General features: G+C 62.6%; 25 protein-coding genes. 13 read left to right on the top strand and 12 right to left on the bottom strand.

Annotated elements, in window-relative coordinates:
* Nucleotides 1-10 precede the first annotated feature (10 nt).
* The 8 genes from RIN13_RS05410 to RIN13_RS05370 all read right to left on the bottom strand — a co-directional run bounded on the left by RIN13_RS05410 (nucleotide 11) and on the right by RIN13_RS05370 (nucleotide 6541).
* The gene (locus RIN13_RS05410; protein WP_375164725.1) at nucleotides 11-406 is read right to left on the bottom strand and encodes a YidH family protein; all 396 of its coding nucleotides are present in this window, start codon (nucleotides 404-406) and stop codon (nucleotides 11-13) included.
* On the bottom strand, nucleotides 385-804 hold the full coding sequence (locus RIN13_RS05405) for a heat shock protein transcriptional repressor HspR (RefSeq protein WP_309106316.1): 420 nt from the start codon (nucleotides 802-804) through the stop codon (nucleotides 385-387). Before RIN13_RS05405 ends, RIN13_RS05410 begins: the two co-directional genes overlap by 22 nt.
* Nucleotides 805-818: 14 nt before the next feature.
* The gene (locus RIN13_RS05400) at nucleotides 819-1793 is read right to left on the bottom strand and encodes a DnaJ C-terminal domain-containing protein (RefSeq protein WP_309106315.1); all 975 of its coding nucleotides are present in this window, start codon (nucleotides 1791-1793) and stop codon (nucleotides 819-821) included.
* 94 nt (nucleotides 1794-1887) lie between these two features.
* The gene (locus RIN13_RS05395; RefSeq protein WP_309106314.1) at nucleotides 1888-2616 is read right to left on the bottom strand and encodes a nucleotide exchange factor GrpE; all 729 of its coding nucleotides are present in this window, start codon (nucleotides 2614-2616) and stop codon (nucleotides 1888-1890) included.
* A gap of 2 nt (nucleotides 2617-2618) precedes the next feature.
* Nucleotides 2619-4490, bottom strand: coding sequence for a molecular chaperone DnaK (dnaK, locus tag RIN13_RS05390; RefSeq protein ID WP_309106313.1), 1872 nt, complete (start codon nucleotides 4488-4490; stop codon nucleotides 2619-2621).
* A 238-nt stretch (nucleotides 4491-4728) separates the two neighbouring features.
* On the bottom strand, nucleotides 4729-5160 hold the full coding sequence (locus RIN13_RS05385; protein WP_309106312.1) for a hypothetical protein: 432 nt from the start codon (nucleotides 5158-5160) through the stop codon (nucleotides 4729-4731).
* A 411-nt stretch (nucleotides 5161-5571) separates the two neighbouring features.
* Nucleotides 5572-5904: a GNAT family protein gene (locus tag RIN13_RS05375; protein ID WP_309106310.1), complete on the bottom strand. Its 333-nt coding sequence runs from the start codon at nucleotides 5902-5904 to the stop codon at nucleotides 5572-5574.
* A gap of 40 nt (nucleotides 5905-5944) precedes the next feature.
* Nucleotides 5945-6541: a gamma carbonic anhydrase family protein gene (locus RIN13_RS05370; protein ID WP_309106309.1), complete on the bottom strand. Its 597-nt coding sequence runs from the start codon at nucleotides 6539-6541 to the stop codon at nucleotides 5945-5947.
* 125 nt (nucleotides 6542-6666) lie between these two features.
* Between RIN13_RS05370 and RIN13_RS05365 the strand changes: the two genes are divergently transcribed.
* From RIN13_RS05365 to RIN13_RS05340, 6 genes are all read left to right on the top strand, one after another.
* Nucleotides 6667-7719 (top strand): LacI family DNA-binding transcriptional regulator, encoded by a 1053-nt coding sequence (locus tag RIN13_RS05365; RefSeq protein ID WP_309106308.1) that lies wholly within the window; start codon nucleotides 6667-6669, stop codon nucleotides 7717-7719.
* Between the two features lie 132 nt (nucleotides 7720-7851).
* A complete protein-coding gene (locus RIN13_RS05360) occupies nucleotides 7852-9123 on the top strand; it encodes an ABC transporter substrate-binding protein (protein ID WP_309106307.1) in 1272 nt (423 codons plus the stop codon).
* Nucleotides 9124-9178: 55 nt separating this feature from the next.
* Nucleotides 9179-10141: a sugar ABC transporter permease gene (locus RIN13_RS05355; protein ID WP_309106306.1), complete on the top strand. Its 963-nt coding sequence runs from the start codon at nucleotides 9179-9181 to the stop codon at nucleotides 10139-10141.
* Complete coding sequence (locus RIN13_RS05350) at nucleotides 10141-11025, top strand: carbohydrate ABC transporter permease (RefSeq protein WP_309106305.1); 885 nt, start codon at nucleotides 10141-10143, stop codon at nucleotides 11023-11025. The genes RIN13_RS05355 and RIN13_RS05350 overlap by 1 nt, the downstream gene beginning before the upstream one ends.
* Nucleotides 11026-11033: 8 nt before the next feature.
* The gene (locus RIN13_RS05345; protein ID WP_309106304.1) at nucleotides 11034-12323 is read left to right on the top strand and encodes a family 1 glycosylhydrolase; all 1290 of its coding nucleotides are present in this window, start codon (nucleotides 11034-11036) and stop codon (nucleotides 12321-12323) included.
* An 82-nt stretch (nucleotides 12324-12405) separates the two neighbouring features.
* The gene (locus tag RIN13_RS05340) at nucleotides 12406-14535 is read left to right on the top strand and encodes an RICIN domain-containing protein (protein WP_309106303.1); all 2130 of its coding nucleotides are present in this window, start codon (nucleotides 12406-12408) and stop codon (nucleotides 14533-14535) included.
* 281 nt (nucleotides 14536-14816) lie between these two features.
* On the opposite strand, the gene RIN13_RS05335 is transcribed toward RIN13_RS05340, so the two are convergent.
* Nucleotides 14817-15011 (bottom strand): hypothetical protein, encoded by a 195-nt coding sequence (locus RIN13_RS05335; RefSeq protein ID WP_309106302.1) that lies wholly within the window; start codon nucleotides 15009-15011, stop codon nucleotides 14817-14819.
* Between the two features lie 9 nt (nucleotides 15012-15020).
* On the opposite strand from RIN13_RS05335, the gene RIN13_RS05330 reads away from it, so the two are divergent.
* The 3 genes from RIN13_RS05330 (at nucleotide 15021) to RIN13_RS05320 (ending at nucleotide 18211) form a co-directional block, all read left to right on the top strand.
* Nucleotides 15021-16979 carry a copper-translocating P-type ATPase gene (locus RIN13_RS05330; RefSeq protein WP_309106301.1) on the top strand — a complete coding sequence of 653 codons (1959 nt, stop codon included), beginning with the start codon at nucleotides 15021-15023 and terminating at the stop codon, nucleotides 16977-16979.
* A gap of 86 nt (nucleotides 16980-17065) precedes the next feature.
* Nucleotides 17066-17518: a hypothetical protein gene (locus RIN13_RS05325; RefSeq protein WP_309106300.1), complete on the top strand. Its 453-nt coding sequence runs from the start codon at nucleotides 17066-17068 to the stop codon at nucleotides 17516-17518.
* 78 nt (nucleotides 17519-17596) lie between these two features.
* Nucleotides 17597-18211, top strand: a complete 615-nt coding sequence (locus tag RIN13_RS05320) for a DUF305 domain-containing protein (RefSeq protein ID WP_309106299.1) — start codon at nucleotides 17597-17599, stop codon at nucleotides 18209-18211.
* A 98-nt stretch (nucleotides 18212-18309) separates the two neighbouring features.
* Here the strand turns inward: RIN13_RS05320 and RIN13_RS05315 are convergent, their stop codons facing one another.
* Complete coding sequence (locus RIN13_RS05315; RefSeq protein WP_309106298.1) at nucleotides 18310-19296, bottom strand: SGNH/GDSL hydrolase family protein; 987 nt, start codon at nucleotides 19294-19296, stop codon at nucleotides 18310-18312.
* 299 nt (nucleotides 19297-19595) lie between these two features.
* Here RIN13_RS05315 and RIN13_RS05310 point away from each other — a divergent pair, with 299 nt between their 5' ends.
* Together RIN13_RS05310 and RIN13_RS05305 are read left to right on the top strand one after the other, a co-directional pair.
* On the top strand, nucleotides 19596-20921 hold the full coding sequence (locus tag RIN13_RS05310; RefSeq protein ID WP_309106297.1) for a DUF4241 domain-containing protein: 1326 nt from the start codon (nucleotides 19596-19598) through the stop codon (nucleotides 20919-20921).
* Nucleotides 20922-20943: 22 nt separating this feature from the next.
* On the top strand, nucleotides 20944-21699 hold the full coding sequence (locus RIN13_RS05305) for an SDR family oxidoreductase (RefSeq protein ID WP_309106296.1): 756 nt from the start codon (nucleotides 20944-20946) through the stop codon (nucleotides 21697-21699).
* A gap of 26 nt (nucleotides 21700-21725) precedes the next feature.
* Here the strand turns inward: RIN13_RS05305 and RIN13_RS05300 are convergent, their stop codons facing one another.
* Nucleotides 21726-23108 carry a HAMP domain-containing sensor histidine kinase gene (locus tag RIN13_RS05300; RefSeq protein ID WP_309106295.1) on the bottom strand — a complete coding sequence of 461 codons (1383 nt, stop codon included), beginning with the start codon at nucleotides 23106-23108 and terminating at the stop codon, nucleotides 21726-21728.
* Between the two features lie 92 nt (nucleotides 23109-23200).
* Nucleotides 23201-23947, bottom strand: coding sequence for a response regulator transcription factor (locus RIN13_RS05295; RefSeq protein WP_309106294.1), 747 nt, complete (start codon nucleotides 23945-23947; stop codon nucleotides 23201-23203).
* A 111-nt stretch (nucleotides 23948-24058) separates the two neighbouring features.
* On the opposite strand from RIN13_RS05295, the gene RIN13_RS05290 reads away from it, so the two are divergent.
* Both RIN13_RS05290 and RIN13_RS05285 read left to right on the top strand, forming a co-directional pair.
* Nucleotides 24059-24874: a methyltransferase domain-containing protein gene (locus tag RIN13_RS05290; protein WP_309106293.1), complete on the top strand. Its 816-nt coding sequence runs from the start codon at nucleotides 24059-24061 to the stop codon at nucleotides 24872-24874.
* Between the two features lie 162 nt (nucleotides 24875-25036).
* Complete coding sequence (locus RIN13_RS05285) at nucleotides 25037-25396, top strand: YciI family protein (protein ID WP_309106292.1); 360 nt, start codon at nucleotides 25037-25039, stop codon at nucleotides 25394-25396.
* The last annotated feature ends 4 nt before the right edge of the window (nucleotides 25397-25400 follow it).

Here is a 25400-nt window from a genome sequence, read left to right as displayed (position 1 = left end):
CTGCTCATGATCAGGAAAGAAGTACCAGAAACACGACGACGGCGGCCACCACGGCGCCGCCGATGCCAAGGATCGGCGCAATAAGGGGCAGCGGCAGGGGCAGGCCATGCCGAAGGCTGCGCTCCACGTTGATCCAGCGCACGGCTGATCCCCCGCTGATGAACATGCCCAGGAGCAGCAGAATGACCGAGAGCCCCTTGCGGACAGGCTCCTGGAAAAGATCGCCGGTAAAGGCCTCGACGGCGACGCCCCCGGCGAGGAAGGCAAGGGAGGTCCGGATCCAGGCCAGGAAGGTCCGCTCGTTGGCCAGGGTAAACCGGGGATCGGGTTCGGTCCCGCCGCCTAGCAACCTTTCGGCAATCCGGCCCCGTTTTATGCTCACTGCTACTCCGCCCGGGGCTTCCATACGACCAGCGCCTGGGACCTGGCCCGCGGCCGCTGGCCCCTCGCCAGGGTGACGACGTCGCCGGCAGCGCCAGCGGCGAAAATCCTGGCATCCAATGGACGACGGCGCTGGCTCAGTTCCTCGGTCAGCTCACTGACGCGGCGCTGCAGGGCAGCGACTTGGTTTTCCAGCTGCAGGATCCGCTTGATGCCCTCCAGGGAGACGCCCTCCTGCGAGAGCCTTTGCACTTCCCGGAGCATGTTCACGTCACGCTGCGAATAACGCCGTGACTTCCCCGGCGCACGGCGCGGCGAAACAATGCCCAGGCGGTCATACTGGCGCAGGGTCTGAGGGTGCATGTCAGCGAGCTCCGCCGCCACCGAGATGACGAAGATTGGCTGGTCGAACTCGATGTCCATGGCGAATCCCTTCCCTACAGACGGGCCTTGTCAGCCAGTCCGGCCCGCACATCTGCATCCGCTGTCGCTGCAGCAAAGGCCTTGACAGCTTCTTCGGCTTCCTTGGTGAGCTTTTTGGGCACGGCGACGTCGATGGTCACCAGGAGATCCCCGGCACCCTTGGAAGTCTTGACGCCCCGACCCTTCACTCGCAGAGTGCGCCCGGAAGGCGTGCCCGCCGGGACACGGACCTTGACCTTGTCGCCGTCGATCGTGGGGACCTCGATGTCCGCACCCAGCGCAGCCTCGGGAAAGGAGACCGGCACGTGGATCCGCAGGTTGTCGCCGTCGCGGGTGTAGAACTCATGCGGCTTCACATTAACTGTGACCATGAGGTCTCCGTTACCGGCTGGGCCGTACTGCCCCTTCCCGCGAACACGAACCTTCTGGCCGTCCTTGATGCCGGCAGGAACACGGACATCGATGACCTCGCCGTCGGGTTCACGCAGGCCTATGGTGGTGCCGCGGATGGAGCCGGCGAAAGAAATGGTTGTGGTGGCCGAACGATCGGCGCCCTTCTGGGGGGCACGCTGATAGCCGGCCGGTGCGCCGCCGAAGCCGCCACCGAACAGGTCCGCGAACTCAGGGGGGATGCCTCCCGCAGTGCTGAAGCCACCTGAATGCCGGCCGCCACCGCCTGTGAACAGGCCACCGAAGAGGTCCTCGAACCCGGCGTTTCCGCCGCCTGCCCCGCCCGGGGCGAAGCGGGCGCCGCTGCCCATAGCCCGGATGGCGTCATACTGCTGGCGCTCATCGGGGTCCGAGAGCACGGAATAGGCCTCGGAGATGTCCTTGAACTTCTTCTCCGAGGCGGTGTTTCCTGAGTTGGTATCAGGGTGGTGCTGACGGGCCAGCTTGCGGTAGGCCTTCTTGATGTCAGCATCGGAAGCGTCCTTGGCGATTCCAAGGATCGCGTAAAAGTCCTTGTCCACCCAGTCCTGGCTAGCCAATGGCGTTTCCTTTCAAATCTGTGTGCCGAGATGACAGTTCACGGCAATGTTCTTTCGAATCACTACCGCGAACTGTCATCTCGATGGGGTAATGCTAGGCCGGAACCGCGACAATAACCTGTGCCGCGCGGAGGACCCGGTCACCGGACTTGTAGCCCGAGCGCAGAACCTGGCTCACGGTGTCGAGTTCCACCTCGCCTGGCTGCTGGATGAGGGCCTCGTGGATCGTGGGATCGAACTCCACTCCGGTCTCATCGATGCGCACCAGCCCGTAGGTCTTCAGCGCATTTTCCAGCTTGGCGGCGATCGCAGCGAACGGTCCGTCCGCGAGGTCACCGTGCTGGCGGGCAGCATCGACGTCGTCCAGCACCGGGAGCAGGGAGTTCAGGACGCCGATGACGGCCATCTCCCCTGCCACGGCGCGGTCACGTTCCACCCGCTTGCGGTAGTTGACGTACTCAGCCTGAAGCCTGCGGAGGTCATTCCTGAGCTCCTCGGCTTCGGCAGAAGCGACACCCTGCGCCACCGATTCCTCGGCCGGCACCTCAACACTGTTGAGGATGTCCTCAACCTGCGACAACGCGTCTCCGTCCAGTTCTTCCGAACCTGGCTGGGCGGAACCGGGCTGTGAGCCGGCACTGCCTGTCTGCGCCTCGTTGTCCGGTCGCCTGGCCTGCCCGGTCTCCGGGTCAACCTTGCGGTTGTCCCGGATGACCGGCTTCTGCGTGTCGTTTTCGCCCTGCTGGCTCCGCCGCTGCTGGCTTTCCCGCTCGGCCCGGTCTTCGGAAGAAACGTGCTCTTCTTCGTTACCGTGATGGGGCATGGCTACTTCTTCTCTTCTTCGTCGACGATTTCGGCGTCAACGATGTCTTCGTCAGAAGTGGAACCAGCTGCACCTGCGGGACCACCCTCAGCACCCGCTGCGCCCGTTTCACCGTTCGGTGATCCGGCCTGGGCGTAGATGGCCTCGCCGAGCTTGGTCTGGGAAGCCTGCAGCTTCTCAAACGCGGTCTTCACAGCGGCGTCGTCGGTGCCCTCGAGTGCCTTCTTGAGGTCGTCGACGTCGGCCTTCACGGAGGTCTTGACGTCCTCCGGCAGCTTGTCGTCGTTATCGGCGATCAGCTTGTCAACGGAGTACGCGAGCTGCTCGGCAGTGTTGCGGGTATCCGTTGCCTCACGGCGTGCCTTGTCCTCTGCGGCGTGCTCCTCAGCGTCACGGACCATGCGGTCGATGTCTTCCTTGGAGAGGGCGGTGCCACCGGTGATGGTCATGGACTGTTCCTTGCCGGTGCCCTTGTCCTTCGCCGAAACGTGAACGATGCCGTTGGCGTCGATGTCGAAGGTGACCTCGACCTGCGGCACACCGCGAGGAGCCGGAGCGATGCCGGTCAGCTCGAACGTGCCCAGCGGCTTGTTGTCACGGGTGAACTCGCGCTCGCCCTGGAAGACCTGGATGGCCACCGAGGGCTGGTTGTCATCAGCCGTGGTGAAGGTCTCGGACCGCTTGGTGGGGATGGCTGTGTTGCGCTCGATGAGGTGCGTCATCACGCCACCCTTGGTCTCGATGCCGAGGGACAGCGGGGTGACGTCGATCAGCAGAACGTCCTTGCGCTCACCCTTCAGGACACCGGCCTGCAGAGCGGCACCAACGGCCACAACCTCATCCGGGTTGACGCCCTTGTTCGGCTCCTTGCCGCCAGCGAGTTCCTTCACGAGCTCGTACACGGCGGGCATACGGGTGGAGCCACCCACGAGCACGATGTGGTCGATGTCCGAAAGCTTGATACCGGCTTCCGTGATGACATCGTGGAACGGCTTCTTGGTGCGGTCCAGGAGGTCCTTGGTCAGGTCCTGGAACTTGGCACGCGTGAGCTGCTCGTCCAGGTGGACCGGGCCGTCGGGGGTGACGGACAGGTACTGCAGCGAGACGTTGGTGCTGCTGGAGGAGGAAAGTTCCTTCTTGGCCTGCTCGGCTGCTTCACGGAGGCGCTGCAGGGCGATCTTGTCCTTGGAGAGGTCGATGCCCTTGACCTTGAGCTGCTTGAGCAGGTACTCCACAACGCGGTTGTCCCAGTCGTCGCCGCCGAGGCGGTTGTCACCGGCGGTGGCGCGCACCTGGATCGTGGAGAAGTCGTCTTCGTCTTTGCCAACCTCAAGGAGGGAAACGTCGAACGTTCCGCCGCCGAGGTCGAAGACCAGGATGAGTTCGTCTTCCTTGCCCTTGTCCAGGCCGTAAGCCAGAGCGGCCGCGGTGGGCTCGTTGACGATGCGCAGGACGTTCAGGCCCGCGATCTCGCCGGCTTCCTTGGTGGCCTGGCGCTCGGCGTCGTTGAAGTAGGCCGGGACGGTGACGACGGCGTCGGTGACTTTTTCGCCCAGGTAGGACTCGGCGTCGTTCTTCAGCTTCATGAGGATACGCGCGGAAATCTCCTGCGCGGTGTACTTCTTGCCGTCGATGTCGACGTTCCAGTCGGTGCCCATGTGGCGCTTGACGGAGGAGATGGTGCGGTCAATGTTGTTGACGGCCTGGCGCTTGGCGATCTCACCAACCAGGACTTCGCCGGACTTGGAGAACGCAACGACCGACGGCGTGGTGCGGCCACCCTCGGCGTTGGCAATGACGGTGGGCTCGCCACCTTCGAGAACGGAGACGACGGAGTTGGTGGTTCCGAGGTCGATACCTACTGCACGTGACATGTGTTGCTTCCTTCTTTCCTTGGAAACTAGCTGGCCCCGGCGCTCGAACCCGTTGAAACGCTTGTCGCAATCGGGGTCGAAAATCAGGGCACGCCCGGTTGTTGAGCGATCTACACTCAACTTTACTCAGGAGCAGCACGTTGTCAATCCAAGTTGAGCGCACTCCACTCAACCTTGGTTTTTCGCCGGAGGGAGTCCCGGTTCGTTTCCTCTTCAGGCAGCCACAGCAGCCGGACCGCTAGTCCCGCTGGACTCGGCCCTCGGTGTCGTCGTCAGCACGGCCGGGTACGACGTCGTCGCCGGTTGCGTTCCGCTGGCGCTGCGTCAATCCGGAAGGGTCCACCTCTCCCGCGTCGCCGTAGTCACCCTCCTGAAATTCACCTTCCACGGGAGTGGTGAGTTCATTCGCAACACCGGCATCGCCGTAGTCACCCTCGCCATAAGCACCCTTGCCTGCACCCGCCGTGGCCTCATCCGCACCACCGGCATCGCCGTAGTCACCCTCCGTGTAAGCTCCCGGGGCCGGACTTTCAGCGGGCTCATCCACTGTTCCGGCGTCGCCGTAGTCTCCGTCCGCGTACTGTCCACCTTCGCCCTCCAGGGCCGGATTTGGAGTGCTGGTGTGGCGCTTTTCTTCGCGCGAGGTTTCTAACTCTTCATTCTCGGACATGAGTGGTTTCCTCCTCAGTCAGTGGCGCCCAGGCGGGCACAGTGGCAGTCTATCGACGCCGCCGTTCGCGTGACAGAGTTCCACGCATCCGGTTCCGGAACAGCCCCACTGGCCTACGCGGCAAGTCCTGCGAGTCCCGCCAACACCCCGAGAAGTTGGTCAAAAAGCTCCTCGCGCGCATCAGTCTCCTGATCACCCTCGTGCCAGGCTCCATGGTCCGCCCGGCGGGGGCCTTGCACCCGGGAACGGGGCTTCCGAAGAGCAGGGCATACCGGGCCGGCTCTGTTTGCCCATTCCCGGCCACCCTGCCCAAAGAACGGAATTGCTCGCAATAGTCCTGCTCAGGGGCGGTCGCGACGGCCCCTGTCTACTGCGTCCCCCGGTCCCCCTGCGTGTCGATCAACAGCAGAGTCAACAGCTCATCACGGCTTTCCACGTATCGATGGAAGGCCTGACATGGGTTTCGACGTCGAATCTTTCGTCCCCGTACTGGAGTTTGGACCTTTCAACACCTTCAGCCCGAAACCCGGAACCCAGCGCCACCCGGCAGGACGCAGGGTTGTTGATCCTGTGCCCCAGTTCCAGCCGGAAAATCCCCAAGTCCCCCATCGCCCAACCGGATAGGGAGGCGGCCGCTCTTGTGGCAAGCCGTTGGCCACGAACCTCAGATGACAGCCAGTAGCAAACCCAGGCCGTGAGATGGATCCGGTTGATGTTGCTGATGCCAGCGTTGCCAACGGCCACGCCATTCAGCTCTATGGGCGAAGGAGCAGGGAACCCATCGTCAGCCCTCCAGCACAGTGTCGTTCAGATGTTCCCCGTAGTACGACGACTGCTTTTGCATCAGCTGGCTCATTGGCGTCCCTCGCGGCACTCCATAGACGGTGCCGGGGAAGTCAAGGGTCCGCTGGATTTTCCAGATCTCCTCATGACGGTCGGGGGAAAGGATGCTGACTGGATCGCCAACCGCCACCCAGCCAATGGGCACTACCGCTCCGGCCTCGAGCCTGGAGTTCACCTGAACTACGCCATTGATGCGGACTTCCGCTCCCGCACCTATGAACGAGCCTGGAAAAAGCGAAGCTCCGGTCGCAATAAAAGCCTCAGATTCCACCGTGGCACCGTTGATGTGGGCGTGCGGCCCCACCATCACGCAGTCGCCGATGAGGGCTGGATGCCCCAAGCGCCCGCGCACCAAGGCGTTCTCCATCACCACAACATTCCGGCCAATGCGGACCTCGCCATCCTCCGCGGTTACCACTGCGCCATGGAGTATCCGGGTGCCCTCGCCGACGACCACGGCACCCGACACCACGGCCGTGGGCGCAACATATGCGGAGGGATGGATGGACGGGCGGGCAGCGCGGTGCTCAAGCAACATCCAGCCATCCTAGCCCTTGGCTTAAGTGGGTCCGACACCGCTTCTACCAACGTTGTACCCGACTGCTTCCAACGTTGTACCCTGATGGCAGGGTAGTCTTTCTGCCCAATGCGCCGGGGGAAGGAGTGGCTTTGTCGGTCACGATCAGGGATGTTGCACGGGTCAGCGGCTTTTCCATCAAAACGGTATCCAACGTAATCAACGGGCATCCGCAACTGCGGCCCGAGACCCGGCAACGGGTGGAAGACGCCATTGAAGAGTTGGGCTACCGCCCCAACCTCTCCGCACGGAATTTGCGGTCCGGACGGTCAGGGGTCATCGGATTGATTATTCCCGATCTCACCACCGCCTATTTTGCCGAACTCGCGGACGCCGTCATGCGTACCGCTGCGGCCAGGGGCCTTGCCGTTCTGATCGAACCCATCGGGAGCGGACGCGAGAATGAACTCGCAGCGCTTCGGGGACAGCACCGGCACATGGTGGACGGTGTTATCTACAGTTCCCTCACGCTTGGCGCAGGGGACGCCGATCTCCTGAAGAGTGTTGACACGCCGCTGGTGGTTCTCGGCGACACATCCTTCGATGGCCAGGTGGACAGAATCACGATGGCAAACACGGCTGGTGCCCGCGCCGCGACCGAACACCTGTTGGCAGCGGGTCGTCGCCGCGTTCTGGCCCTGGCTGCCCACGAGGGTGACATTGTTGCCTCCGCCGAGCTCCGCTTGGCCGGTTACCGTGAAGCCATCGAGGCCGCGGGGCTGGCTTTCGATCCGCAGCTGGTTTGCTATGCAGATTCCTGGCACCGCCGAGGCGGCGCTGCATCCATGACAAAGCTGCTTGAGGACGGTGTAGCGTTTGACGGCGTATTCGCCTTTAACGACACCCTGGCTCTTGGCGCTATGCGAGTGCTCCAGGAATCGGGGCGCCGGATCCCGCAGGATGTTGCCATCGTAGGTTTCGATGACCTGGACGAAACGCGCTATTCCCTGCCCGCCCTTTCAACCGTGAACCCACGGAGGGATGACATCGCTACCGCAGCGGTGGAGACCCTGCTTCGCCGTATCGAGGGCGGGCCGGAGCTGGAAGCAATCGAGATCGAGACGGGGTTCTCGCTCGAAATCCGTGAATCCTCCGGCGGCTCAGACCAAAAGGCAACCTCCGCAACGAACGCCGCCTGAAGAAAGTCACTTGAAAGTCTTGACCCCTTGAGAATAGCGCTGCATGCTTGATACAACGTTTACTTACAACGTTTACCCTAGACGGTAACCAGGTTCAGGGACACGGAAGTCCCACTCATTGAAAGGGCCGACATGAACAGGTCGCTCACACTTCTTACTGCGGTTGCTGCCGCGTCGTTGGTCCTGACCTCCTGCTCCGGCGCAGGGGCAGGCTCCGGGAACAAGGAAGGCTCCAAAGCGGAGCTCACGTTCTGGCACGGTTACACAGAGGCCGACGGTAAGGTCCTGAACAAGATTGTGGAGGACTTCAACGCCTCCCAAAGCGAAGTCAGCATCAAGGTCCAGACCAACCCCTGGTCCGTCATCGACGACACGCTGCTGCCGGCCTTGTCCTCCGGAAATGGACCAGACATCGTCGCCATGCCTGCTGAGCGCCTCCCTGTCTATGCGGACAAGGGCGCCTTCGTCGAACTCGATGACCTTTACAAAGACCCCAACAGCAATTTGGACAAGCTGGTCCCGGCCGCAGCCGACATGGAGACCGTCAACGGACACAAGTACGGCGTGCCGTCCGGCTTCGTGCCCCTGGCCATGTTCTACAACAAGGACCTCTTTGCCAAGGCCGGAATCACCACCCCTCCCGCCACCTGGGATCAATGGATCGCAGCGGCCAAGAAGCTCACCGTGGACGCCAACGGTGACGGGACACCCGAGCAGTTCGGGCTCGGCCTCCCGGACCACGCCACTGTAGCCAACGGTGTTTGGCCGTCCCTCTTCTACGGAAACGGCGGAGACATCGTTAAGGACGGCAAAGCCGTCGTCGACTCGCCGGAGAATGCTGAGACCCTGAAGACCTGGGTGGATGCCATAAGAAATGACAAGATATCCCCCACCGGTTTGGACGGCATCGCAGGGGACAAACTCTTCAGCAGCGGCAAGGCCGCCATGTACCTGGGCGGTCCTTGGATGTCATCCATCGCCAAGGAAAACAACATCAATTACGGAATCGCCGCCGTCCCGGCTGGCCCGAAGGACCAGGCCGCATCAGCGATCGGCGTCTCCATGGCCATCATTGAGCAGAAGGACGATTCCAAGGCCGCTGCTGCTCAAAAATTCTTCAGCTACTTCCTGCAGAAGGAACAGGCCACCGCCTGGTCCCTGGGGTCAGGTTGGCCGCCGCTGCGCTCAGACATCCCCGCCGCTGACGTTGCCGCCAATCCAGTGGTGGAAGCCCTGACGAAGCAGTCCGGGTTCGGGCGGCCCCTTTTGCCCGGCGTCGTGAACAGCACGGACACCCTCACCGCAGTGGACAAGCTCACGCAGCGAGCTGTGGCCGGTGAGAGCATCCAGGACCTGCTGAGCGAGACACAGGCCTCGATCCAGAAGATCCTCGACGCCAAGTAATCAAGACCTACGGATGCGGCGTCTCCCGGCGCCGCATCCTTCGAAAGAAGCTCCCATGAGCACAACTGTGCACAAGAAACCGCCGGAAACACGGCGGTACCGCGCTCCCGCGCCCCTCGGCGGCCGCCGCAACCCCGCCATCGGCCAGCGTCGCAAGAACTTCCAGGCACTGGCATTCCTTCTCCCAGCCCTCGTGGTCCTCGGCGCCTTCACGGCCTGGCCCATGTTCTCCGCTCTCCGTCTGTCCTTTACCGACGCCAGCGGTTTCGGCAAAGAGGAATGGGTGGGCTTTGAGAACTACACCCGCATCTTCACCGACCCCGTTATCATCAACGCCGTCGTCAACACCGCTCTCTACGCTTTGCTGTTCACTCCCACGGCGGTGGCCCTGGCATTGGCGCTGGCCCTGCTGCTGAACGATCCCAGGCTGCCCTTCAGGGGATTCTTCCGCACAGCGTTGTTCCTGCCGTTTATCATCAGCCTCGCCGTTGCCGCTATTGCCTGGGCGTACCTGATCGACCCACAGGTGGGATTGCTGAACTACTGGCTGGGTAACGCCGGGATCCGAATTGGAAACGTCCTGCAGGATCCCGTCCTCGCCATGCCGGCCGTTGCATTCGTCGCCGTCTGGAAAAGCTTTGGATTCTACATGGTCATCTTCCTCGCCGGGCTCCAGGAAATCCCCGGAACCCTGTACGAAGCCGCCCGCGTGGATGGTGCAGGGCCGTGGACCCGCTTCCGGCACGTAACTATGCCGATGCTCTCCAACACCACCGCGTTCGTCCTCATTTTCGCCCTCATCGCCGCACTGCAGGCCTTCGATCAGATTTACGTCATGACCGGCGGCGGCCCGTACGGCCACACCGAAACCGTCGTCATGCAGATCTATACCTCCGGATTCCGCAAACTCGACGTCGGATTCGCTTCGGCGCTGTCGTACGTCCTGCTCGCCGCCACCTTGCTGCTGAGCGTTATCCAATTCGTCTTCTTCGGAAAACGGGAACGGGAAGGTGACTGATGTCCACCACACTCCACCCGCAATTGGCCTCCCGGTCCACCGGGACCGGCACGCGCTCCACAAAACGATCCGCCTTGAACCGTGCCCTGGTTGTTGCGCTGCTGGCTTTGGCAACCGCCGTGATCCTGCTGCCCATTGCGATTATCGCTTTCACCGCCTTCAAACCCGCCGCTGAAGTTAATGCCTTCCCGCCGACCCTCATTCCCGGACAGTGGACGCTGGATAACTTCGCCCGGATCTTCCAGGAACTGCCCTTTGCACGGCTGATTGCCAACAGCTTCATTTTCGCGGGCGGTGTCACGCTGTTTGCCCTGCTGTTTGACTCCCTGGCCGCCTACGCCTTGGCAAGGATTGACTTCACGGGCAAGAAAATCCTGCTTATCGCCATCATCGCCAGCCTGATGATCCCGTTCCAGGCGACTCTGGTGCCGGTTTACCAGCTCGCCAGCGAACTTGGCTGGGTGAATACGTTCGCTGCACTGATCGTCCCCCGGGCGGCTGACGCCTTCGGAATCTTCTTCCTGAGGCAGTTCTTCCTTTCGCTGCCCAGGGACCTGGACAACGCCGCCCGCATCGATGGGGCCTCCGAATGGCGGGTCTACTGGAATATCGTCCTGCCCAATGCGATGCCTGCCGTGTTGACCCTGGGCGTCTTCGTGTTCGTCAACAACTGGAACGATCTGCTCTGGCCGCTGATCTTCACGACCGATAGGGAAATGGGCACTCTGACATCAGGGTTGACCCTGCTGACAGGACCGGGCGGCATAGTCCCGTACGGCGTGATGATGGCCGGAGCCCTCGTGGCCATCCTTCCCCTTGCCGCCATTTTTATGTTTGTTCAACGCCGCTTCATCGAAAGCGTCGCCACCACCGGATTGAAGTGAGGAAAAATTTGAACTGGTACCAAGACGGGCGCCTGCACTTCGGCCTCGGCATTGAAGATACGTTCATCCCCCAGGAACGTGCCGGGGAAAGGTCCCTTGACGAATACGAACTCACGCAGCATTACAGGTTCTGGCACCAGGATTTGGGCCTGGCCAAGGAAGCCGGCGGCGAGTTCCTGCGCTGGGGAATCCCCTGGTACCGGATCAACCCGGAACCGGGAGTGTGGAAGTGGGAGTGGCTGGACAAAGTCATGGACCGCTTCGCCGAACTTGGACTCAGGCCGCTGGTAGACCTCATGCACTACGGGACCCCGACCTGGCTGGATAACCAGTTCCTGAACTCCAGCTACCCGGAACGCGTTGCTGACTACTCAGCCCGCGTTGCGGCCCGCTATGCAGACACAGTGGTGGACTACACCCCGGTTAATGAGCCGATGATCCACACTCTGTTCTCGGGCAAGTTCGGGCACTGGCCACCGTACCTGTCAGGGGACGATGGGCTGGTTGCGCTGGTTCGCAATCTGTCCAAGGGCTTTGTGCTGGCCCAGCAGAACATGGCAGAGGTCCTCGGGGACCGCGCGATCTTCACCCACGTCGACGCCGGTTTCCGGTTCGTTAGTGACTCCGCTGACGGCCAGCACGACGACGAAATCCGGCACCTTACGGCTCGGTCCTACCTCGTTGAAGACCTGGTGACAGGCAAGGTGAATGCCGACCACGAGCTCGCATCGTGGCTTGGCCGCCATGGGATGACGGACTACGACCTGAGCTGGCACCAGGAGAATATCGTACTGCCCGATGTTATGGGCGTGAACTACTATCCCCTGCACTCCACTGAACTCCTCGAAGTCGCCAAACCTCGGCGGGGAGACATCTCCGACCCCCGTGCTGTGCGCAACGACTGGACGGATGGACTGGCCGAGGTCCTGACCAATTATGGAAGGCGATACGACGCGCCGGTGGCATTGACCGAAACCTGCCTCACAGGATCCTACGACCGACGCCTCGAGTGGCTGGACGCGTCTGTGGAATGCGTGCAGCAGCTGCGGGCCGCTGGACAGGACATCGTCGGTTATACCTGGTGGCCCGTTACGGACATGTATGAATGGACCTACCGTTATGGGACTGAACCGCTGGAAAACTACCGGCTGACCATGGGCTTGTGGGACCTCGTCCCGGACGAAATCGGCACCCTCCACCGCGTCAGGAACCCTGTGGCAGACCGCTACCTTCACCACGCACGCGCTGCTGGCGGCAAGCGTTCACTCCTCCTGGCCGGAACACCAACGCGCGCCTAGCCAGGTTTGCTCACAGCGCTCCACTCCAGCCACATTGCCCTACCCGTTGCCCACATCCCCAAAAACGCACATTGGAGAAGGAATGAAAGATGTCATGCCAGCCTCCGCCACGCCCCGTTACTTTGCGGGGCCGGGACGAGCTAAACCCCTCATAGCCAGCCTGCTGCTGGTCCTCATGGTGCTCCTTGCAGCACAGTTCACTGCAGCGCCCCCGGCAGCAGCAGTTACTACAGGCAACGGCGCCCTCGTCTACTCCCCGCCGGCGGGTTCCTCCTTCAACCCGGAGGGTGGTCGGGCAGCCGGCACCACGTACGCCAAAGTCGTCACCTTGAAGAACAACGGCACCGCCAACGGAACGCTGCTGGCAACATTCGACAAACTGGTCCTCACCAATGGAGTACAGACCTATCCGATCCACCGCAGCAGCGATAACGGCACCACCTGGACCAAGATCGCTGACGTAAATCCCAGCATCAACTTCCCCGCCCTGACCCGCACGGCTCAGCCCTTCCTTTTTGAACTGCCCCAGCAAGTGGGCAATCTGCCGGCCGGGACCGTCCTGCTCGCAGGAATGATCATGCCCGAGGACAGGTCAAGCAGCAGACTGGTGGTCTATAAGAGCTTGGATAAGGGAGTTACCTGGTCACTCCAGAGCACCATCGACTCCGGTGGCCCTGCGGTTTACGACCCGAGCCCCACGTCCACTACCACCACCGTCTGGGAACCCTCGCTCGCTATCGACGGGCTCGGCGGCCTGGTGGCGTATTTCTCGGACGAGCGGCAGAAAGCTAACGGCGTTCTGCAGGCAGTGTCCTACCGCCGCTCCACCGACGGCGGCCTCACGTGGGGTGCCTTGGTCAACGTATCCGCTCCCCCGAACAACAGCGACCGGCCCGGAATGATCACCGTCACCAAAATGCAGGACGGCCGCTACCTGGCCACTTTCGAAGTGGTGAACCGTCCAAGTCAGAGCCAGAACACGGCTCCGGTCTACTACAAGACGTCAGCGGACGGCCTGAACTGGTCCCCCGAAGCCAGCATCGGCACCAAGGTAGCGCTCCAGGACGGCCGGGGAATAGGCTCATCCCCCTATGTCAAATGGGTTCCCACCGGAGGTCCAAAGGGCATGGTGATCGTTGCTTCAAAGTGGTCCCTGGATGCATCCGGGACCATTGACGGGGGTCAGAACTTCTACGTCAACTACAACCTCGGCGAGGGCCCGTGGGAACGCTTGCCGTTCGCCGTCACGTATGACGCCACGGACACACAAGGGGGCTCCTTCACCGGGTTCGCACAGGGATTCGACACCAGCGTGGACGGCAGAACCCTGTATCAGGCCACGAACGTGGAGAATCTCAGCACTACATACAACGACGTCCGAGTCGGCTCCATCCCCTTGGACGCCCAACAGTACGAAGCCGAACGCGCAGCACGTCAGGATACGGCCCTGGTCTCGGATCCGGACGCATCCAACGGTGCCAAAGTCGGCAATATCAACAACACAGGCAGCTCCGTCACATTTACTGTCAGGGTGCCGGCAGCCGGAACCTACACCTTCAACGTGCGCTACTCCAACGGAACAGGAGCCAACAGCTCCCACTCCGTCAGGGTCAACGGAGGGGCCTCCAGCAACCTGAACTACCCGGCCACCATTGATTGGGGACGTTACGCCTGGGCTCAGATGACGGCAACCCTGGCGGCAGGAACCAACACCGTGTCCTTTACCAAGGCCACCTCATTCGCTGAGCTGGATGGCCTCCACCTCTACCGCACTTCCGCCGTCCTGGATCCGCAATTCCGTGTAGTCAACCGCAACAGCGGGAAGTCCCTGGAAATCCTCGGCGCCTCCACGGTTGACGGTGCAGGTGCGGGGCAATGGGGGGACACCGGCAATCCGGCCCAGCTGTGGAATGTCAGCCAGGCCAGCGACGGGATTAAGCTGAGCAACGTCAACAGCGGCAAACTGCTCGAAATCGGCTCTGCTGCAACAGCAAACGGAGTGCAGGCAACACAGTGGGGGCCCACGGGGAGTGCCACCCAGGTCTGGGCGCCCACCGTCAGTGGAGGCTGGTGGAAACTCGCGAATGCCAATAGTGGAAAGCTGCTTGAAATAGCTGGTGCCTCCACGGCCGACGGAGGCATCGCGCAGCAATACACAGCCAACGGCTTCACCTGCCAGCAATGGAAATTTGTTCGCGAAGGCATTCAATAGCAAAGCACTAGGCCAACATACTCCTAACAAAGAGCCGACAACCCGGGGAAGGTCCCTGTCCACCACGATGGGCAGGGACCTTCCTCGTCGTTTTGAGGGTTATGGGTTGACGCCGGACTTGCGCCGGATACCCCCTAGGGGTATATTGAACGTGTTGTCAGTGAAGTGGTATGTCCAGGCCGGATTTCCGGCCGTCACAGCCGTTCAACCCCAGCGCCATAACTTCTTCCAGGAATGGACCTGACATGCGCGGAACAGAAGACGCAAAAGGACTGCAGGAGTCAACGACCCCCGGAACCACCGCGGCCGCTGCGGACGGACATCACCATCAGCACCAAAGTGGCCATCAACACCCCAATCACGGTCATGGTCACCAGACCACTGAAAGCCCCGGGACGCATGGCGTCCACAACCATGAGGCTCACGGCCCGGACGATGATCACGTGGTGCACAGCCACGGCCAGCATGCCGGACACAGCACCGCCATGTTCAAGAACAGGTTCTGGGTGACCCTGGCACTGTCATTGCCGGTGGTGTACTTCAGCCCGATGGTGGGGCATCTGCTCGGCTACATGGCACCGGTCTTTCCCGGATCGAACTGGATTCCTCCGGTACTGGGAACGATCATTTTTCTATATGGCGGCCAACCATTCCTGACGGGCGGCCTGAAAGAACTGAAGTCCAGGCGCCCCGGCATGATGCTGCTGATCGGCATGGCCATCAGCGTTGCATTTGTTGCCTCCTGGGCGACAAGCCTTGGCATCGGCGGATTCGACCTCGACTTCTGGTGGGAATTGGCCCTGCTCGTGGCGATCATGCTGCTGGGGCACTGGATCGAAATGCGCGCCCTTGGTTCTGCCCAAGGCGCCCTTGATGCCCTGGCGGCACTGCTCCCTGACGAGGCCGAGCGGGTCACGGACTCAGGTACTGAAACGGTCAACGTCTCCGAACTCAGGGCCGGTGACGTCGTCCTCGTCCGCTCGGGAGCGCGGATGCCTGCGGACGGCACTGTGATCGATGGCCAAGCCGAGTTCGACGAATCAATGATCACCGGTGAGTCAAAGACTGTTACCCGCACCCCAGGTGACCAGGTCATCGCCGGAACGGTTGCCACGGACAACGCCGTCAGGGTGCGGGTTACGGCGATCGGCGAGGACACCGCCCTCGCCGGCATCCAGCGCCTGGTCGCGGAAGCACAAGCTTCGTCGTCCAAGGCCCAGGCTCTCGCGGACAGAGCGGCAGCGTTCCTCTTCTACTTCGCCGCCGTTGCAGGCATCATCACGTTCATCGCTTGGACGCTGTTGGGGAGCGTCCCCGACGCCGTCACCCGCACCGTCACCGTTCTGGTGATCGCCTGCCCCCATGCTCTTGGCCTTGCAATCCCGCTGGTCATCGCTATCTCCACCGAACAAGCGGCCCGGGCAGGGGTGCTGATCAAGAACCGGATGGCCCTGGAACGCATGCGCACGGTCGACGTCGTCCTGTTCGACAAGACAGGAACGCTTACCAAGGGAGAGCCGGAGCTCAAGGATGCTGCAGGCGCAGACGGTGTGAGCCGGAATCAGTTGCTGGCGCTGGCTGCCGCGGTTGAGTCCGACAGCGAACATCCGGTGGCCCGTGCAGTGGTTCGTGCCGCTCAGGGCGAATCACTGGACATTCCCCAGGCTACGGGCTTCACGTCCCTGACAGGGAGGGGTGTTCGCGCCACCGTTGATGGCCGCAGCATTCAGGTGGGCGGCCCTGCCTTGCTCCGCGAACTGGGAATCACCGAACCGCAAGAACTCTCCCGAGCCACCCGGGTCTGGATGGATCGCGGCGCCGCCGTTTTGCACGTCCTCGACGACGGAAAGGTCCTTGGGGCCGTTAGTCTCGAGGACGCCGTCCGCAGCGAATCGCGGCAGGCCGTGAGAGCGCTGCAGGACCGTGGAGTCAAGGTGGCCATGATCACCGGAGACGCCAAGCAGGTAGCGCATGCCGTTGGATCTGAGCTCGGCATTGACGAGGTCTTCGCCGAGGTCCTTCCAGCGGACAAGGACAAGAAAGTGGCAGAGCTGCAGGCCCGGGGCCTGAAAGTTGCAATGGTGGGCGACGGCGTCAACGATGCGCCCGCTCTGGCGCGGGCAGAGGTGGGCATTGCCATCGGCGCCGGCACTGACGTCGCGATGGAGTCGGCGGGAGTTGTCCTTGCCGGCAACGACCCCCGGGCAGTGCTTTCGATGGTGGACCTTTCCCGCGCGAGCTACGGGAAGATGTGGCAGAACCTCGTGTGGGCCACCGGCTACAACGTCCTCGCCGTCCCCTTGGCCGCCGGAGTGCTGGCGTTCGCTGGCGTGTCGCTGTCCCCTGCTGCCGGTGCTGTCCTGATGTCAGCCTCGACGATTGTGGTTGCGTTGAATGCGCAACTGCTGCGGCGCGTAAAACTGAGCCCCGCCCACGTAAGGTGAGCTGCCGCCGTCGTTGGTGAACAGTAAGCCAGCAGCTCAGAACGGTAGCCTTGAAACCGTCTGCATCATTGGAAGGAGGGAACGCCATGACCCGGGACAGGACTTTTGATCCCACGGCGTTCCTGCGCAAAACAGGCCTGCTCGCCGCGGTCCTCTTGATCATCGGCGGCATCTTCGGCATGCACGTTGTCAGCCCCGTGCACTCTGCTCATGATCAGGCAACAACCCATCAGCAGGCGGCTTCGTACCATGATGCGGCAGTGCACCAGGACCCTGCAGAGCACCTCCACGCACCGGCCCCGGATGTGGCCACCTTATCGGTCTTGAGCCAGTGCTCATGCTCGGGTAGTTGCACCAGCATGGAGGCGACCCCGGCGTCGTGCATCCTCTCAATGAACACAACATCGCTGGCCGCGCCGTTTCCCGGCAGCAGCTGGGTGGGGGTCGACACCAGCGCCAGACCTGCGAAGAGTGCTGTCCACCGGAACTTCTATCCATCCAGCCCTTCTCCAGGCGACCTGTCCATCAGTCGGACGTAAAACAGGCCCTGGTTCGCATAGATGACCTGGACCATCCCGACGGCGCCACGCGCCACATCAAACTTGAAGGAATGACTGATGAACAAGAAGACGTTTTTGACCCTGTCCGCCACCGCCCTCGCCGCCACTCTTACCCTTGCCGGATGCGCCGCTGATTCCGGATCAGGCGGGCACATGCCCGGCATGGATCACAGCACCTCGGCCGGCTCTCCATCCGGCAGTGCAACCGCGGCGGCCACGCTCCACAACGCGGCCGACACGATGTTTGCCCAGATGATGATCCCGCACCACGCCCAAGCTGTGGAAATGAGTGACATGGTGCTGGAAAAGCAGGATATCCCGGCTCCGGTGAGGGACCTGGCCACCAGGATCAAAGCCGCCCAAGGGCCGGAGATCGACACTATGACCGCGTGGCTCAAGAGCTGGAACGAATCCACAACGGCCCACTCCGGTCACGGTATGGAGGGCATGATGGGCGAAGCGGAAATGGCACAGCTGGAAGCCGCTCAGGGGACGGAAGCTGCAAAGCTTTTCCTGAACCAGATGATTACCCACCACGAAGGCGCGGTGACCATGGCCAAAGCCGAGACAGCAGACGGGGTGAACCCGGACGCCGTGAATCTCAGCAAGGTGATCGTGACCGCGCAGGAAGCGGAGATCGTCGAAATGCGGAACCTTCTGGGCACTCTCTGACCGGCCGCCTCAGGCCGCCTGCGCTGGCCGCTGCCCGCCGTCGTTCGCTCCGCGGAGTTACCGGCGGGCAGGGGTGGCTGCTGTTGTTCGCAGGACGCCTAGTTCGCCCCATCCCAATGAGCGCTGATCGCGGTGCCGCCGTTGGCTAGGACGCGTGCCTGCCCGTTGGGCGCATAGCCGACGGTGACATGAAGGTCACCGCCAGGGTGGTAGATGCGGGCGTCGTGCTGATAGTTCAGCAGCAATGCCACGTCGCTCCGGACTGCATCCCGCTTCCCGTTGGCAGAGACGAACAGGAAGCCAGGAGTTGATCCATACAGGACTGCGTCCCCGTCAAGCTTCCACCATCCCCGGCGCGCGTCTCTGATGGTCCCCTCGGCGAGATTGACACCGCCTATCCCTGTGAACGGTGTGTCACCCGTGCCTGGGCGGGCGAAATCAGCGAACGTGGCACCGCTTGGAATGTCACCCGACAGGTTGTCCTGAATCCATCCCGCGATTACAGCGTGGCCCCGCTCGTTGGGATGGCCGTCATAGTAGTTCCATTCAGGGCGTCCCACCCTGAGCCAGGGTCCGCCTTCGACGTAGGGGATGGTGGAGGGCAGGGTGCGACGGATAGCGGCGTCCACCTGCAGGAGCTGCGGGGACGGTGTGCTGTGGATCCACATCGGGGATACCACCGTTACCTGAGCGGAAGGGGCCGCCAACTTCACAGCTTCCAAGGTGGCGCGGACGGCGGCTTCCAGCTCAGCATTGGGGCGGTTCAGGCTTGCGTCATTGATTCCACCGCTGATCAGGACAGTCTCCGTATCTGCCGGGATGCCCTCCGCCTGTTGTAGGAACGTCGCGCCGACGCCACGATTTATGTATCCGGAGCCGGGTACGGCCTTGTTGATCTCCACGGCGCCCCTGCTGGCGGCGTAGATAGTGGTCCACCGCTTGGACGGGTCGGGAAGCATGTACCCGGACCCGAAACTATCGCCGATGATCGCGAGCTTTCCGCTGGTTACGGTCGCTGATGCCTGTTCAACCGGCAACGACGGTGATAGCGACAGGAGCAGGCAGCAGACCAGCAACAAAGGCACCAGCCGAAGTGCGGACGATCCATCGATTTGTTTCCTGGAGTCCTTTGATAACAGTATGCTGAACACCCTGCCCCCCGGTCAGTTCCCTCATGCCCGGACCCCTTAGCGCTTTCCCTAACCTGGGTCCCCTTCCTGAAATTTTTGCCTGCACCACTCAAGGACTGATCTGTTTCTTCACAGCATCAAGGAAGGAACACACAGCTAAAGCTCAAGTCCGTGGCGCGCCGCACAGTGCGGGGCGTGAAGCAAAAGCCCGTGTGTCTAGTAGACGGCAACCATGTCTCGCTAAGGTGTGTGCCATGACTCAGGATGAGGTCCGCAGCAGAATCGATGCCTTCGTTGCCGATTTTCACACGAGATGGCAGCGGTCCGGCAAGTCATCTGACATGTTTTCGTTCGACTTGGGTGCCTTTGAAGCCTGGGCAGCCGAGTTGGCGGATTTGGTGGCGACCCACTGCACCCCGGGGGTCCGCACCGGTCAGGAAGGTGCGCTGTCTTCCAGTCCTGCGCACGAGCCGGGCGCCGAGCAAATCGCCGACGTCGAGGTCAGCGAGCATACGGCGACGGTCCACTCCGTCATCCACTCAGCAGGGAAGACAACCTACTACTACGAGTACCAGCTGCTGCGCGGCGGTGACGGCTGGAGGATTTCCCAACTCTCGACCTTTCTGGACCCGCCCGGCAAACCGCTGGTCGATCCGGTCCGAGCCGAGGCACTTTTGCAGAGGGCGTCACCCGAAGCTGCCCTGCCAGATCTGCCGGAGCATCTGGAGCTCGATGTTCCGGGATTGTTTACAGCGGGCCGGATGGTGGCGCCGTTTGGCGAACCGGCGCCGCTCGAGGTCCTCCAACTCGGCGAGCTCACCTGCGCCTCCGGGGTGCTCGCGGTCTTGGACTTCGGTTTCGTTGACGCACACTTCGTCCCCTTGGCTCGACGGATAACGCCGGGGACATACACCATCGAAGTCGCCACGGTGGCGGGCATGACGGTCGCAGTGCGGCTGCTGCTGTCCGAGGCACCCGCGGTCACCTGGCACCGCGCCGAGTTCACCGACGGCACCTGCAATGTAGGAGTCGATGCCGGCAACGTCGCCCTCCTCGACGTCGGGTCGCTCGTGATGTGTCAGGCCCAGCGCGTCAACGCAATGTTTCAAGAGCACGTGGAACGGCTGATGGACACACCGGGCACCATGTTCAGCCTCTTGGGCGAGGCAACGGATGCGGTCATGGTCACGAGCGGGTATGGCGACGGGGCCTACCCGTGCTATTGGGGTTTGGCCGCCGACGGCAATCTCACCTCACTCGTTGTCGATTTCCACGTGCTCGCAGAGAACATCCTTCGCACCAGCCGTGTCCCGTTCCAACCCGGCCCGGCCGGCACTCCGGAACTCGCCCGTCACGAACTGCAGATCACCGCGAAAGGCGGGTCCTTCGTCGTCAGCAACCGGGGTGAGGACATCCGCTTCCGAGTGCTGGCACCCGACGGTGAGCTCCTTGTGGATGGAAACCACCTCGGCACCTTCATCACGGGAGGTATCTCCAGCAAGACGTGGAACCCCGCCACAGCTCCTCCGGCAGGATCCATCCTCGAGGTCACCGAGTATCTCGGCTACCGGCACATCTAGCATGGTTGTCAGGGGCCGTCTCATGAGCGAACTGCAGGGCTTGGTAGCCATTGTGACCGGAGGATCATCCGGCATTGGCGATGCGATCGTGGGCAGGCTCCAGTTACTGGGGGCCGATGTCGCTATTTTGGACCGTCATCCGACAAGATCGTCCAAGGGCGCCTTCCCTGCTGTCTGCGACGTGAGCGACGATGGCTCGGTCCGTGCCGCCGTCGCCTCCGTCCTGGCGCAGTTCGGCCGGCTGGACATCGTGGTGAACAACGCCGGCATCGGTGCGCAGGGCAACGTGGCTGACAACGACGATGACGAATGGCACCGTGTGTGGGACGTTAATGTCATGGGCATGGTCCGGATCAGCCGGGCAGCGCTACCGGCGCTGCGGCAGTCGCCGTCGGCAGCCATCGTTAACATGTGCTCGGTTGCGGCCACGGCCGGCATGCCGCAGCGGGCGCTGTACTCCGCCACCAAGGGCGCAGTGCTCTCGCTGACGCGGGCCATGGCGGCGGACCATCTTCGTGAAGGCATCAGGGTGAACTGCGTCAATCCCGGGACAACTGACACTCCGTGGGTGTCCCGCCTGTTAGAGGCGGCAGCGGATCCTGAGGGGGAACGCGCCGCCCTTGAGGCTCGCCAGCCCCATGGCCGGCTTATTTCCGCAGATGAGGTCGCCGGCGCAGTTGCCTACTTGGTCAGCCCCCACTCGGGTTCCACCACCGGAGCGTCCATAGCCGTCGACGGCGGCATGCAGGCTTTGCGCTTACGCCCTCCAGCGCAGTGAAGGGGCCCTGAAACCAGGGCACGAAGCTAAACCGGAAGTGTCACCGTAAAGCGGGTGTTTCCCGGCTCGCTGGTGACACTGATGGTTCCGCCGTTGGCGTGCACCAGAGCCTGCACAATGGCGAGCCCAAGACCGGTGCTGCCGGTGCCGGACCGGGCTGTGTCCGCCCGGCTGAAGCGCGTGAAGATGCTTCCAAGGAAAGCGTCATCGATCCCCGGCCCGTTGTCGGAAACGGTAACTGTGGCGGCTGAGCCCTCCTTCCGGAGGGTTGTCCGGATGGTCGTCCCCGGCGGAGTGTGTTTGTGGGCGTTCGCGATGAGATTAATCAGCACCTGACGGATCTCAGACTCGACGGCGGTGATGTGCACAGGTTCTTCCGGCAGGTCCAGAGTCCAGACGTGATCCGGCGCGGACAGCTGAACGTCACTTGTCACCTCGACTGCCAGCTCCGTCAGATCCACTTTCGCTGGATCACCGCGTTGCCCTTCGTCAAGGCGTGCAAGCAGCAGGAGATCCTCCACGAGGGAAGACATCCGCTCGGATTCGCTGGCGACGCGCTTCAAGGCTGACTTGTCGGCATCCTGGAGCCGGCCCCGCATCAGGACGAGCTCTGTGTAGCCCCTGATGGACGTCAATGGCGTTCGCAGTTCGTGGCTGGCGTCGGCCACAAAACTCCTTACTCGGGTTTCGCTGTCCTGCCGGGCTTCAAGGGCCCGGGTGACGTGGTCAATCATTTCGTTGAGGGCGATTCCCACCGTCCCCACTTCCGTGCCGGGTTGTGCCGCTGTGGGAGGAACGCGGACGTTCACGGCGACTTCCCCGGAAGCGAGCGGGAGCTCCGTCATGGAGGTTGCAACAGCGGACAGCTCCTCCAGCGGCCGTAGCGATCTGCGGATAATGAGGGTGCCCGCCAGGCCTGTCAGGAGGACCCCGAACAGTGAAACGGCCGCGATGGTCCCGTCCAGGGACGCGAGCGTACTGTCCCGGTCCGCCGTCGAGAGTCCAGTGACAAGAATGTCCCCCGTGTTCGGGACGACGGCGGAAACCAGCCGGTACCGGCCGCTGGACAGCACCATCTCCTCGGGCGGCGAACCAGGTGTCAGCCCGGAAACAACCTTGAGGTCGGACGCAGTCAGCGGTTTGGTGCTGCCGTCATCCTGCACGACGGCGGAAACCCGCGCGGCGCCGTCGTCGAACAAAGCATTTAAGGTGCCCGGGCGCTGCCCGCGGGCTTCCGAAGGATCGGGCGCAGAGGGTCGCCGCGGCCCTCCGCCGGGCGGACGGACCACACGCTCGGCAGCGGCAGCGAGACCCCCGTCCAGTTCACTTGTCAGGTAGGCGTTCATGGCAACATGACTCACCACGCCGATCGCCGCGCAGATCAACGTCAGCAGAACAAGGGTTGCCACAACCAGCTTAGTGCGCAGATGCCACGCCCTCCGCGCCCCTGCCGCCCTCCGCACCCCTGCCTCCCTCTGCGCCACAGGCGCCCGCGGTTCGGTCACTGGGCGGCCGGTTTGATGACGTACCCCGCACCCCGGACTGTGTGGATCATTGGAGGCTTCCCGGCGTCGATTTTCTTCCGCAAATACGAGATGTAGAGCTCGACGATGTTGGCCTGCCCGCCGAAATCGTAGTTCCACACCTGATCCAGGATCTGGCTCTTGCTCACAACCCGGCGTGGGTTCTCCATCAGGAAGCGCAGCAACTCCCACTGCGTGGCTGTCAGGGATATTTCCTCACCACCCCTGGTCACGTCCCGCGTCTCCAGGTTCAGCACCAGGTCACCGACAACCAGCTCGGCCGAATCCGAGGCGGCCACCCCGGACCGTTGAACGAGGCGGTGCAGCCGCAGCATCAGTTCTTCCATGCTGAACGGCTTGGTGACGTAGTCATCGCCGCCGGCTGCCAACCCGGAAATCCTGTCCTCAACCGCGTCTTTGGCCGTGAGGAACAGCGCGGGGATCTGGGGAGCGAACCCACGGATCTTCCGCAGCGCCTCAAGCCCGTCGGCTCCTGGCATCATGACGTCGAGGACCAGCACATCAGGACGGAAATCCCGGGCGGTCTTTACAGCGGACAGCCCGTCATTCGCTATCGCAACGCTCCAGCCGGCCATCCGCAGGCCCATCTCCACCAGTTCGGCGAGGCTCTTTTCGTCATCGACAACGAGCGCCCTGATGGGGCTTCCGTCGGGATGCGCCAGGCGCGGCAGGCCGGAGAGCGAATGACGCGGAGCTTCAGACATGGGTTCTCTTCCTTCATCCCTTGGATTTCCTCCTTCACTGTAAGGGCTGGGCCCACAATGTGATGTGCCGGGTTGCGCTCCTTTCGAAGGCACCGGGGGTAGCGTTTCACTATGAGTGCCGAGCAGCCTGACGACGTCTACACCCACGGCCACCATGAATCTGTTGTGCGCGCCCATGCGTCCCGGACTGCGGAGAACTCGGCCGCGTTTGTCATCCCCCATCTCACCAGGGGCGCATCGGTACTGGACGTGGGCTGCGGCCCGGGAAGCATCACGTGCGATTTCGCTGCTATGGTGGCCCCCGGCAAAGTGACCGGGCTGGACAGGTCCCCTGACATCATCGCCCAGGCCAGGTCCCTGGCAGCAGAACGCGGCGTGGCGAACGTCGAGTTCGCCGCCGGGAACATCTACGACCTGGACTTTGACGACGGAACGTTCGACGTCGTCCATGCCCACCAGGTCCTCCAGCACCTGACCGACCCCGTGGAAGCGCTGCGTGAGATGAGGCGTGTGGCCAAACCCGGCGGGATCGTGGCCGTGCGCGACGCAGATTTCCACGGCATGAGCTGGTACCCCACCATCCCCGAACTGGACGAGTGGATGGAGCTTTACCAAAAGATTGCCCGCCGCAATGGCGCGGAACCGGACGCCGGGCGCAGGCTGGTTTCCTGGGCCCAGGCCGCAGGCTTCACCGACGTCGCACCCAGCAGCAGCAACTGGCTTTACGCCACTGGTCAGCAGCGGCGCTGGCAGGCACGGGTTTGGAGTGAGCGCGTGCGGCACTCGGCCTTCGCGGAGCAGGCGTTGGAGTACGGCTTCGCCCAGGCAGCAGACCTGGCCCGCCTCTCCGCCGGCTGGCACCGCTGGGGTTCCACTGACGACGGCTGGTTCCTGATCCCCAACGGTGAGGTCATCGCCCGGGCGTGACCCCGAGCGTGACCCCGAGCGTGACGGCGGGGCGGACCTCCTGGCCTGCAACCGCCGTCGAACTTTCTTCAAAAAATGTTCCGGAGCATGTAGAGAAACAGGCAGCGCCTCCGACCTATGAATGAAGGCACCAAAGAGGTGCCAGTAACCAAGGAGCCAGAGATGAAGTACATGATCATGATGTTCGGTTCGGGCGAAACGATGATGGAAACCGCGGACCCGGCATGGATCCAGGAAATGATCGGGTTCATGATCCAGATCGACAAGGACCTCACGGACTCCGGCGAGCTGGTGTTCAACGCCGGGCTGGCTGACGGCAGCACCGCAAAACTGGTCAAGCAGACGCACGACGGCGTGATCACCACAGACGGTCCGTACGCCGAGTCCAAGGAATCTCTCATCGGATACTGGGTAGTCGATGTGGCCAGCGAGAAACGGGCCATCGAGATCTGCTCCAGCATCGTCAAGTACGCCGGAACGGTGGAGTTGAGGGCCGTCCAGGACGGGCCGCCGGATGTCTAGCCGG

It is taken from the genome of Arthrobacter sp. (genome assembly GCF_031179985.1).
GTDB lineage: Bacteria > Actinomycetota > Actinomycetes > Actinomycetales > Micrococcaceae > Arthrobacter.
This window is presented reverse-complemented; position numbering and strand designations above follow the sequence as displayed.